Origin of the sequence: Symbiobacterium terraclitae, assembly GCF_017874315.1 — a bacterium.
Classification (GTDB): Bacteria; Bacillota; Sulfobacillia; order Symbiobacteriales; family Symbiobacteriaceae; genus Symbiobacterium; species Symbiobacterium terraclitae.
Genome location: NZ_JAGGLG010000006.1, coordinates 67883 through 78825 on the forward strand (window position 1 = coordinate 67883; position 10943 = coordinate 78825).

Consider the following 10943-nt stretch of genomic DNA (forward strand, 5'->3'; position numbering starts at 1 on the left):
GATTTATCCCTCTCCCACCGCGCGCGTGATCGCTTCAGCGATGGCGTGGACTGGCAGGACCTCCCGGGCCGCCCCCAGTTCCACCACCACCTTGGGCATACCGTAGACCACGCAGGTGGAGGCATCCTCGGCGATGGTCCATCCGCCGGCCCGCAAGAGGCTGACCATCCCCTTGGCGCCGTCGTACCCCATGCCGGTCAGGATCACACCCACCAGCCGGTTCCCCCACTGCGGCACCACCGACGCCAGCGTGACGTCGACGGCGGGGCGCACCCCGTGGACGGGCGGCCCCTGGTCCAGTTGAATCCGGCCCTCGCTGTCCACCGTCATGTGGTACCCGCCCGGCGCCACCAGCACCTCTCCGGCTCGCACCGGATCGCCGGCCCGGGCCTCCTTCACCGGAATCGCCGACAGCTCGTTGAGCCGCTCCGCCAGCGATCGCGTGAACCCCGGCGGCATGTGCTGCACTACCAGCACCCCCGCAGGGAGGTCGCCCGGCAGCCGCGGGATGATCTGATGCAGGGCCCCGGGTCCGCCCGTGGAGCACCCGATCACCACCAGCCGCCGCGGCGGCCGGTCACCGCCTGCGACCGGCCGCGGCCGCACCACCGGAACCGGGCCCTGAACCCGCCCGGGCAGCCTGGGCGGCGGCGGCACCACCGTCCGCACCCGAGGCGTGGCCCCGGCGGCGCCCTTGACCTTGGCCACCAACTCGTCGCGGGTGATGTGCATGTTGAGCGAGATCGAACCCGAGGGCTTGGCCACGAAGTCGACCGCACCGAGCGCCAGGGCGCGTATCGTGGCCTCCGCGCCCTCGCTGGTATGGCTCGAGACCATCACGACCGGGGTGGGCCGCCGGGCCATGATCTCCCGCAGTGTCCCGAAGCCGTCCAGACGGGGCATCTCGATGTCCAGCGTCACCACGTCCGGCTCGAGCCGGAGCACCTTTTCCAGGCCGTCCTGACCGTCCCGCGCCGTGCCGACCACCGTGATCTGAGGGTCAGACTGGAGCAGTTCGGTCAGCACCTTTCGCATAAAGGCGGAGTCGTCAACGACCAGCACGCGGATCGGGCGCTGTAGACGCTCACGCATAGCAGGTCAGCCGACAAACTTCCTGACGGTAGAAAGAATCTTATCGGGCTCGAACGGCTTGACGACGAAGTCCTTGGCGCCCGCCTTGATCGCCTCGATCACCATCGTCTGCTGCCCCAGTGCGGAGACCATGACCACCTTCGCATCGGCGTCGATGTTCTTGATCTCCCGCGTGGCGGTGATCCCATCCATCACGGGCATGGTGATATCCATCAACACCAGGTCCGGCCGGTACGTCTGGTACATGGCGACGGCCTCCTGGCCGTTCTCAGCCTCCGCCACCTCATAACCGTTTTCGGTGAGCAGCTTCGAGCACCGCATCCGCATGAAGGCAGCGTCGTCGACCAACAGAATCTTGGGCATTCGGTTCCCTCCTGCGCAGTTTCGGACCTATAACTCGCGTTCCCCTCGCCCCACCGTGCTGACCAGCAGCCGGCCCGTGGCCACGTACAGGTGGAGCGTGCGGCCGTAGGTCCCGCCCATGTCCTCAGCAACCAGTGTAATCCCGTGTCGGGCCAGTGCAGCCCGCACCGCCTCGGCGTTGCGGGCCCCGATGTCCAGCTTCGGATTCGATCCCGCCAGGCTCAGCATGCGGGCGCCGCCCGCAGCCCGTGCCGTGATACGGGACCGGGAGGCACCGGCCTTGACGATCGCTGCCAGCGCCGCCTCCACCCCGGTATCGGCGTACTTCCCCGGGGGGGCGTCCCGCCCCCTGGCCATGCTGCTGTCGGGCAGGACCACGTGAACCATCGCACCGATGCGGGCCACCGCATCGTACAGCGCAAGCCCGACGCAGGAGCCCAGTCCGTAGCAGACGAGCACCCGGGACGGGTCGCTGGCGACCTTCAGTTCGCCCAGCCCGACGGCCTCAGTTTCGACACCAATCATCGAATCGCCTCTAGCGCGGCCACCAAGCGCGCCATGGACACGGTATCGGGCATCAACAGGAGATGTCCGGGCAGCGCGCCGTTGAACGAAGTCGCCACCACGAGGGCCTCGTCGCCGCTCTGGTAGAGGTCGACGACCACCGCCTCCAGGATGGCGCCGGCCATGTCCTCCACCACCACGGGCGGCGTCGGCTTCACCTCGAGGCCGGTCCGGTCCGCGATGGCGTTCATGAAGGCCGAACTGCACACGTTGCCCAGTTCCGCGAGGGCCGAGCTCGCCAGCTCGTCCAGCTCCTGGCAGGTGCCAGGCGGGTGGCCGAGCAGCAGGTCGACCAGCCCCCGCGCGTTCTCAGGTTTGAAGAGCAGCACCACGTGGCCATGGATGTCGCCCTTGACAGCCAGGTAGACAGCCACCACGACAGACGCCGGACCGCCGGCGATGCCGGGCAGCTCTTTCAAAGGCAAGAACGAGAGTTCGGGCTCGAGGAGGTTGATCTCCCCGGTCGTCATCTGCGAAAGCGAGCGGGCGCTGTCGGCAAAGGCCTGGGCCACGATCTGCTCCAGGTGCTGCCACTGGCTGGACTGCAGTTCCATGCCGCGTCGCCCCCCTACCTGGCGACCGCCTCGAGGCGGACCGCCTCCTCCTGGACGGAGCTCACGAGGCTCGGTACGTCGAGGATGATGGCGACGTCGCCGTCACCCATGATGGTCGCACCGGAGATGCCGGGAATCTCGCCGATGAAGCGGCCCAGCGGCTTGATGACCACGTCGCCCTCGCCGACGAGCGAGTCGACCACGAGGCCGATCTGCCGCCCCATGACGGCCACGATCACCACGAAGATCTCCTCGGGCTCCTCCGCCCCCTCAGGCCGCTCCAGTTCGAAGACCTGGGCGAGCCGGAGCAGGGGGATCACCTCGCCGCGCTTCACGATGACCTCGCGCTGGCGCACGGTGCGGATCTCGGCGGTGGGGATGCGGTCGGTCTCGACCACCGAGCCCAGCGGGATGCAGTAGGTGGTGCCCAGCAGGTCCACCTGCAGCGCCCGGATGATCGCCAGCGTGAGCGGCAGCTTCACCCGGAACTCCGTGCCCTCGCCGACCTTGCTGTGGATCTCCACCGAGCCGTTGATCTTCTCGATGTTCTTCTGCACCACGTCGAGGCCCACGCCCCGGCCGGAGATGTCGGAGACCTTCTCGGCCGTGGAGAAGCCCGGCGCCCAGATGAGGTTGACCGCCTCGGGGTCGGGCAGCCTGCGGGCCGCCTCCTCCGACAGGAGCCCCTTGCGCACGGCGCTGGCCCGGACCTTGTCGGGATCCACGCCGCGGCCGTCGTCGCGTACGGAGATGATGATGTGGTTCTCCTCGTGGTAGGCCTCGAGGATCACCGTGCCCGCGGCCGGCTTGCCTGCCGCCAGGCGCTCGGCCGGCGGCTCGATGCCGTGGTCGACGGCGTTGCGCAGGAGGTGCATGAGCGGGTCGCCGATCTCCTCGATGACCGAGCGGTCGAGTTCGGTCTCCTCGCCCTTCATGACGAACTGGATCTCCTTGCCGGCCTTCTGCGCCACGTCCCGCATCATGCGGGGGAACTTGCGGAAGAGGTTGTCCACCGGCAGCATGCGCGCCCGCTGGATCTCCTCCTGCAGGTTGCCCGTCAGCCGCCCGATCTGCGCCAGGGCCGAGGACATCACCTGCGAGAGCTCGTCGCCCTCCCGCTCGACCTCCAGCCGGCTCAGCACCTGCTGCAGGCGGGTCCGCTCGATGACCAGCTCACCGACGGTGTTCATCAGATTGTCGAGCACCTCGACGTCGACCCGCACCGTCCGGAGCCCGGACTTCGACGACTTCGGCGCCGCGCCGTTGTCCCCGGCGGCCGCGGGCGAGGCCGCGCCGTTCGCACCGGGCGCCGCTGCCCCGTTCGCACCGGCTGCAACCACCTCCGGCGCCGGGGCGGCGACGGCGGCGGCCACCTGCGCTGCCGGCGCAGGGGAGCCGGGCACGTAGGGCACCAGCGTCCGGACGGTGATCTCGGGCACCTGCGCCAGCGCTTCCCGAACGCGCTCCGGCGCCTCGCGGGAGAGGAACAGGATCTTCAGCTCACCGTCGATCTGATCGGCCTCCACCTGTTCCTGGCTGGGCACCGACAGGACGATCTCGCCGAAATCGCCCACGGCCAGCAGCGCCTGGAAGGCGCGTACGGCGGGCATGGCGGCGTCCATCGCCAGCTGGATCTCGGCCCAGCAGGCCATGAGGCCCCGGGCGGATGCGCCCTTCACCTGCTCCTGCTGGGCGGGCGTGAGGGGCGGCACCTTCGGCGCGGCCTCCGCGACGGGGGCCGCAGCCCCCTGCGGCGCGGGGGCTCCGGCCGCCGGCGCCGCACCGGCCCCGCCGGACCCGTCCAGCGCGGCCAGCCGCCGCATGACCTCCTCGGTGTTCACCCTGGCGGGCTCGCCCGAGGCGATCTCATCCTTGAACGCCTTCAGCACGTCGAGGCAGTTGAACAGCGTATCGGCCAGTTCGGTGGTCACCGCGAGCTTCCCCTTGCGCAGCTTGTCCAGCACGTTCTCCATGGCGTGGGTGAGCTCGGCCATCCGCTGGTGCCCCAGCGTGGCTGAGGAGCCCTTCAGCGTGTGGGCCGCGCGGAAAACCTCCTGGATGACCTCCGGATCGCCGTCGTCGGTCTCCAACCGGAGGATGCCGCCCTCCATCGTCTGCAGCAGCTCCTCCGCCTCATCGAGGAAAACCCGGATGTCCTCGGCGCTTATCTCAAACCCAGACCCCATTCCGGTTATCCCTCCTGGTGGAGGCTGGCCGGCCGCCGGCCAACCCAAGCGTCGTACTCACCTAGTGGGGGGCGACAGGACTCTTGCGGTCCTCCCGTACCAGAATCCGCCGCAGGTCAAGCAGGGTGATCAGCCTGTCTGCCACCTTGGCAACCCCGAGCACGTTGTCCCGGTCCAGTTTGGCCATCAGCGCCGACGGCGGCTCGATGGCGTCGCTGGAGACCCGGGCGACCTCCTCCACCGCGTCCACGATCATGCCCACCTGGTCGCCGGCGACCTCGGCAACGGCGATGCGCGTGGCCTTCGTCACCTGACCCTCGGGCAGGCCGAGCCGCCGCCGCAGATCGATGACCGGGATCACCCGGCCGCGCAGGTTGATCACACCCTTCACGTAGTCAGGCGTACGGGGAACCGGGGTCACCCGCTGGAGGGGGACTACCTCCCGCACTACCGCGATGTCGGCGCCGTAATACTCGTCGTCCAGACGGAAGACGACGATCTGGCTGATCGCCTGCTGCTGTTCGCGCTGCTCCTGGACCACCTCTAACCCTCCTTGCAGCTGATCCGGCCCCGTTACTGCAGGGCCGTCGCGATGATCCGGGGCGCGTCGAGCAGGACCACCAGGCGGCCCTCGCCCAGCCTGACGATCGCCTCGACCACAGCCTCGGCGGCACCGCCCAGGTGGCCGAGCACCGATGAGCGCGGGGCCATCTCCGCCGTCGCCACGCTCTCGACCGCCACCACATCATCGACGATCAGGCCGGCGCTCTGTCCGTCCACCTCGAGGATGATGATGCGGGCCTCCGCCCCGGTCCGCCGCTGGGTCAGGCCGAAGCGCCTGGCCATGGCCACCACGGGCATGACTTCGCCGCGCACCGAGATCACCCCGTCCACCCAGGGCGGGGACTCGGGCACGGGCGTCGGCTCCGTCCAGTTGATGATCTCACGCACGGCGGTGATGGGCAGGGCGTACTCCTGCCCACCCACGGAGAAGACCACTACCTTTGCCTCGGTTGCCCGCTCCACGGCTGCACCTCCGCATCAGAGGGCGGGCTGGCGGCGCTCCACCAGTACAACCCCCGAATGACCAAGACTAAAATATGTAAGCCTTCCTTCAACATTATGTGCGCAAAATCCTGCTGGAATCGCATCGCGATGGATACAAGGCTTACAGTTTCTGCCCTGAATCCTGTCCATTGGGTGCCGGGAGGGCGTCCGTGCAAGCCGTGCGCTGCCAGCGGGCGCGCAACAGCGCCACGGACAGCCGGTCCAACTCCTGGCTGATGGGCAGCAGCCCGTCCACCTGCCGCGGGTCCAGCGAACCCCGCAGCCCGTCATACAGCTGCATGCGCAAGGTCTCGATGCGCTCCTGTGCCTGGCGATCCAGCCCCATGCTGCGACCTCCTTATCCGCTCCGTCCGGTCGACCCGATGCCGCCCAGGCGCGCGCCGCCGGGCTGGTCGTCGACCGTGGTCATGTAGCTGAGGAAGATGCCCTGCGCGATCCGCTCGCCGCGGGCGATCGTCACGGGCTCCTGGCCCAGGTTGGCCAGGGCGACCATAATGTGGCCCTCGTTGTCGGGGTTGTCCGCGTAGTCCGCATCGATGACCCCGATGCCGTTGGCCAGGGTCACCTGGCGCTTCACCGCGAGGCTGGACCGGATGGCCAGGACCAGCACCTCCCCGGGGCCCATGTAGGCCTTGAGCCCGGTGGGGACCAGTGCGACCTGCCCGGGCCGGAGCGTGACCTCCTCGGCCGCCTCCAGGTCGTAGCCGGCCGAGAGGGCGGTCTTCCGCTGCGGCAGCCGGACCCGCCCTTCGTATGCCTTCACCGGTGCGAAACGACGCTCACTCATTGCCGATCCTCCCTCTCCGTCAGGGGCTCTCATCGGCCTGCTGCAAGTGCGCCGAGGGGGGCAGCGCCCCCCTCGCGCACCTCCGGCTCCGTGGGCCTCACTTGCCGGCCTTGGACGGCTGGCCGGGCTTGCGCTCCTTCTTGGCGAGGTCCCGCTTGGCCTCCTTGATGGAGAGGTTGATGCGGCCGAGCTTGTCGATCTCGGTCAGCTTGACCACGACCTCGTCGCCCACGTTCACCACGTCCTCGACCCGGTTCACCCGCTCCTCGGAGAGCTGGCTGATGTGCACCAGCCCCTCCTTGCCGGGGAGGATCTCCACGAAGGCGCCGAAGTTCATCAGGCGGGTCACCCGGCCGTGGTAGATCATGCCCGGCTCGGGGTCCTTCACCAGCGCCTCGATCATCTGGCGGGCCTTCTCGCCGGCCTCCAGGTTGATCGCGGCGATGTAGATCGTGCCGTCGTCCTGGATGTCGATCTCGACCTTGGTGTGGCCCACCTTGGTCTCCTCGATGATCTTGTTGATGGTGGAGCCGCCCTTGCCGATGACGTCGCGGATCTTGTCCGGGTGGATCTTCATCGTCATGATGCGCGGCGCGTACGGCGAGAGCTCCTTCCTGGGCTCGGAGATGCAGGCCAGCATCTTCTCCATGATGAACATCCGGCCCTCGCGCGCCTGACGGAGCGCCGTGCCCAGGATCTCGCGGCTGGTGCCGGAGATCTTCATGTCCATCTGCAGGGCGGTGACGCCCTTCTTCGTGCCGGCGACCTTGAAGTCCATGTCGCCCAGGGCGTCCTCGATGCCCTGGATGTCGGTGAGCACGGCCCAGCGGCCGGACTCAGGATCCTCGACCAGGCCCATGGCCACGCCGGCCACCGGCGCCTTGATGGGCACGCCGGCCGCCATCAGGGCGAGGGTGGATCCGCAGACCGAGCCCATCGAGCTGGAGCCGTTGGACTCGAGCACCTCGGACACGACGCGGATGGTATAGGGGAACTCCTCCTCCGGAGGGATGACGGGCTCCAGCGCCCGCTCGGCCAGGGCGCCGTGGCCGATCTCGCGCCGGCCAGGGCCGCGCAGCGGCCGCACCTCGCCCACGGAGTAGGGCGGGAAGTTGTAGTGGTGCATGAACCGCTTCGTCTCTTCCAGCGTCAGGTCGTCCAGCTTCTGCATGTCGCTGAGGGTGCCCAGCGTGCAGATGGAGAGGATCTGCGTCTGACCGCGCTGGAAGAGGCCCGAGCCGTGCGGCCGCGGCAGGAGGTCGACGGCGCACTCGATGGGGCGGATCTCGGTCAGGCTGCGCCCGTCGGGGCGGATGCCCTCCTCGATGATCGCCCGGCGCACCTCCTCCTTCAGCACCTTCTTCAGCAGTGCGGTGATGTGCTTCACCGAGTCGGGGAACTGCTCGGCCAGCTCGGCCTGCACGGCCTCGCCCACCGCGGCGACGGCCTCCTCGCGGGCCAGCTTGTCCGGGTTGCGGACGGCGGCCCGCAGCCGCTCGGTGGCGGCGGCGCGCACCGCCTCCTCCAGCTCGGGCGGCGGGTTGAAGAGGACGACCTCCCGCTTGGGCTTGCCGACCTCGGCCTGCATCTGCTTGATGGTGGGGATGATGGTGTTCTTGATGACCTCATGCCCGAAGAGGATAGCGTCGAGCATCACCTCCTCCGGCACCTCCTTGGCGCCGGCCTCCACCATCAGCACGGCCTTTTCGGTGGCCGCGACCGTCAGGTGCATCTCGCTGCGCTCCGCCTGCTCGGCGGTCGGGTTGATGACGAACTGGCCGTCCACCAGCCCGACGATGACACCGCCGATGGGTCCCTCAAAGGGGATGTCCGAGATGGTCAGGGCGGCGGAGGCGCCGATCATGCCCATGATCTCCACCGGATGGTCCGGGTCCACCGAGAGCACCGTGCAGACGATCTGCACGTCGTTGCGGTAACCCTCGGGGAAGAGCGGCCGGATCGGCCGGTCGGTCAGCCTGGCCCAGAGGATCGCCTTGCTGGTCGGCCTGCCCTCCCGCCGGAACCAGTTGCCCGGAATCCGGCCGACGGAGTACATGCGCTCCTCGTAGTCGACGGTGAGCGGGAAGAAGTCGATGCCCTCACGGGGCTGGGCGGAGCCCACAGCGGTGCAGAGCACCACGCTCTCCCCGTACCGAACCAGCACGGACCCGCTGGCTTGCTTCGCCAGGCGTCCGGTCTCGAGGGTCATGGTCCGGCCCCCGAGTTCCATTGAAAACGATGCGGTCACTTTGGTCCTCCTTCTGTGCCCAGGACCGTCTGGTGCACCGGGCGGTCCCCGCGCCGGGGGCAGTCGCCCCCGCTACGCCCGCCCGTCGCCGCTACCCAGCGGCATCTCCCGTTGGCACTTTTTTTCCTAACCTCTCTGGTTTCCACACTTTGACTAGCATCTCCTTCCTGGTGAAGGAAATACGAGGGGTTGGCTGTCAACGACAAAGGCGGTCCCGCATGGCGAGACCGCCCTCCGGTGAACGCGGCCGGCGCTGGCCTGAACGCTCCAGGGGGCTTCACTGTCGTCAGGCCGCTCAGTCCGCCGGCGTCTGGGACCGACCGTCTCGTGGCCTCCGAAAGAGCGGCAACACGATTGCTGCGGCGGCCATCCCGAAGGCGACTATCCCGATGTAGCGCAGGTAGTCAGGCACGATCTTCTCCACGGTGGGGCTGGGATACTGCCAGGATGGCCTGGAGAACATCGCGGCATACAGATGTCCTCGGATGAGGTCCGGCAGGCCCAGCATCATACAGCCCGCCAGGAAGAACACGCTGGCGGCCAGCCAGTTTGCCCTGCTTCCCATTGTGAATCACGTCCCTTTCCCCCTACCCATCTCGGGGAGGCAGCTTCGAAAAGGGTCGCCGGCGCGTCCGGCGCGACACGTCAGGCTTCACGCTTCACCGCCGGGTAGGGCGGATACCCCGGCAGCGGTTGGAACGGGATCTCGGGCAGCGTCACGCCAAGCTCCTCGCTCCACGCGACGAACTCCTCCAGCACGTCAGCCTCGAGATACTTGGCCGCCATGATCAGGTGCCCGAGGAAGTACGCCAGGCTCCGCCGCATCTCCTGCAGCAGGACCTCACGCGGTGTCGTGCCGCCCCACGCCCGTCCCCGCGCCTGGTGGAAGTAGGCCTGCGCCCGCGCCGCGAAGTAGCCGGCGTCCTTGCTCAGGAACGCGGCCAGGTCAAGCAGCTGCTCCTCCAGCGGAAGCCCCTCCGGCCCGTCCTCCCCGGGCAGGCCCTGCGTCTGGAAGCGAACCAGTTCGCCCCACTGGATCCCGTCGTACCTTCCGGACATCGCAGACTTCCCCTTTTCACTCCCCGTGTGTCGCCCATCGTACCGGGCGCCTGTCCCCGGTGTCAACGCCTCGTCTGTCTCGTCCGGCGATTCGGGCACGGCAGGTGCACAGGCGAAGGCCATCGCGCGCGGCTCGCGCGAGCGGGGCCGGACGGGGCTTCGCCGTTGGGTCGCCGGCATCGCGAAGTCGCTTTGCAGGATGTGGCGGGCGTCCGGAGAATCCAACTCCTTCACCAGACTCGTATCCTGGGGTGAGGTGCCCGTCATGAGGTTCAAGAGCATCTCTCTCCTCCTCACCCTGCTGCTGCTCACCGGCTGCGGCTACTCCAGGGAGGTCCACGTGCAGGAGAGCCCCGGCGTGCTCTGGCCCTCCCCTGACGAGGCCCGCTACGGGAGCGTGCAGGTGGTCTGGGTGCGGGAGTACCGGAAGCCAGCCGGCCTGCTCACGTTCCCCGACGGCGGCAAGCCCCGCGAGATTGCGCTGTACGGCATCGTCTACCAGTACCCCGCCGGGGCCAGGCTGGATGAAGCCAGTGCGGAGCAGCGGCGGGAGATCGCCCGCATCGAGCTGAGGCCGGTTCGCAGGTGGGACTACGGCAACATGCACGGGGGTTCCTACGACTGGGTAGGACCCGACCGGTTCCGCTACCGCATCGCGTACGGCTACCGGACGAACGAGAAGGTGGCCGAGGGCGAGATCCAGGTCCCCTCGCTGCCCTGATTCGCCGCCGAGGTGTGGGCTGTCCCAGGGTCATCCCCGATGACCCCCTGGGACGGCCCCTTTGCCATGGTCGCGCCGCGCCCCAACCGCCCCGGCGGCCAGAGTGGGACGGGCCGTAACCCGGTTTACCCGCACGTTTTTCCCACAGATTAATTATCGTTGTATTCTGTTATTTTTCAGGATCTGGCGCGAGTCCGGCGAATCGATCTCCTCCACCTGCGCAGCCCCCTGCGCAGGCGGCCCGGTGGGAAGTGGCTGAGGTGGGAGCTGCAGATCCTGCCTCGCCCATGGTTCCCTCCCT

The 10943-nt window shown here is 68.4% G+C and carries 12 protein-coding genes; 1 reads left to right on the forward strand and 11 read right to left on the reverse strand.

What is annotated here, in order from left to right:
• Nucleotides 1-3: 3 nt before the first annotated feature.
• The 11 genes from J2Z79_RS05070 to J2Z79_RS05120 form a co-directional block, all read right to left on the reverse strand.
• Nucleotides 4-1092 carry a protein-glutamate methylesterase/protein-glutamine glutaminase gene (locus J2Z79_RS05070; protein ID WP_209465778.1) on the reverse strand — a complete coding sequence of 363 codons (1089 nt, stop codon included), beginning with the start codon at nt 1090-1092 and terminating at the stop codon, nt 4-6.
• A 6-nt stretch (nt 1093-1098) separates the two neighbouring features.
• On the reverse strand, nt 1099-1455 hold the full coding sequence (locus tag J2Z79_RS05075; protein WP_209465779.1) for a response regulator: 357 nt from the start codon (nt 1453-1455) through the stop codon (nt 1099-1101).
• A 27-nt stretch (nt 1456-1482) separates the two neighbouring features.
• Entirely contained in the window at nt 1483-1980 is a 498-nt protein-coding gene (locus J2Z79_RS05080; RefSeq protein WP_209465780.1) for a chemotaxis protein CheD, read from the reverse strand.
• On the reverse strand, nt 1977-2573 hold the full coding sequence (locus J2Z79_RS05085) for a chemotaxis protein CheX (protein ID WP_209465781.1): 597 nt from the start codon (nt 2571-2573) through the stop codon (nt 1977-1979). The genes J2Z79_RS05080 and J2Z79_RS05085 overlap by 4 nt, the downstream gene beginning before the upstream one ends.
• Before the next feature lie 14 nt (nt 2574-2587).
• On the reverse strand, nt 2588-4759 hold the full coding sequence (locus J2Z79_RS18810) for a chemotaxis protein CheA (RefSeq protein WP_209465782.1): 2172 nt from the start codon (nt 4757-4759) through the stop codon (nt 2588-2590).
• Between the two features lie 61 nt (nt 4760-4820).
• Entirely contained in the window at nt 4821-5300 is a 480-nt protein-coding gene (locus J2Z79_RS05095; protein ID WP_209465783.1) for a chemotaxis protein CheW, read from the reverse strand.
• A gap of 32 nt (nt 5301-5332) precedes the next feature.
• Nucleotides 5333-5785, reverse strand: a complete 453-nt coding sequence (locus J2Z79_RS05100; RefSeq protein WP_209465784.1) for a chemotaxis protein CheW — start codon at nt 5783-5785, stop codon at nt 5333-5335.
• 142 nt (nt 5786-5927) lie between these two features.
• Nucleotides 5928-6152 (reverse strand): hypothetical protein, encoded by a 225-nt coding sequence (locus tag J2Z79_RS05105; protein WP_209465785.1) that lies wholly within the window; start codon nt 6150-6152, stop codon nt 5928-5930.
• Nucleotides 6153-6164: 12 nt separating this feature from the next.
• Nucleotides 6165-6614 (reverse strand): dUTP diphosphatase, encoded by a 450-nt coding sequence (dut, locus tag J2Z79_RS05110; protein ID WP_209465786.1) that lies wholly within the window; start codon nt 6612-6614, stop codon nt 6165-6167.
• A 97-nt stretch (nt 6615-6711) separates the two neighbouring features.
• Nucleotides 6712-8823: a polyribonucleotide nucleotidyltransferase gene (pnp, locus tag J2Z79_RS05115; RefSeq protein WP_374712799.1), complete on the reverse strand. Its 2112-nt coding sequence runs from the start codon at nt 8821-8823 to the stop codon at nt 6712-6714.
• A gap of 684 nt (nt 8824-9507) precedes the next feature.
• Nucleotides 9508-9921, reverse strand: a complete 414-nt coding sequence (locus J2Z79_RS05120) for a hypothetical protein (protein ID WP_209465787.1) — start codon at nt 9919-9921, stop codon at nt 9508-9510.
• A 265-nt stretch (nt 9922-10186) separates the two neighbouring features.
• Here J2Z79_RS05120 and J2Z79_RS05125 point away from each other — a divergent pair, with 265 nt between their 5' ends.
• Nucleotides 10187-10642, forward strand: coding sequence for a hypothetical protein (locus tag J2Z79_RS05125; protein ID WP_209465788.1), 456 nt, complete (start codon nt 10187-10189; stop codon nt 10640-10642).
• The last annotated feature ends 301 nt before the right edge of the window (nt 10643-10943 follow it).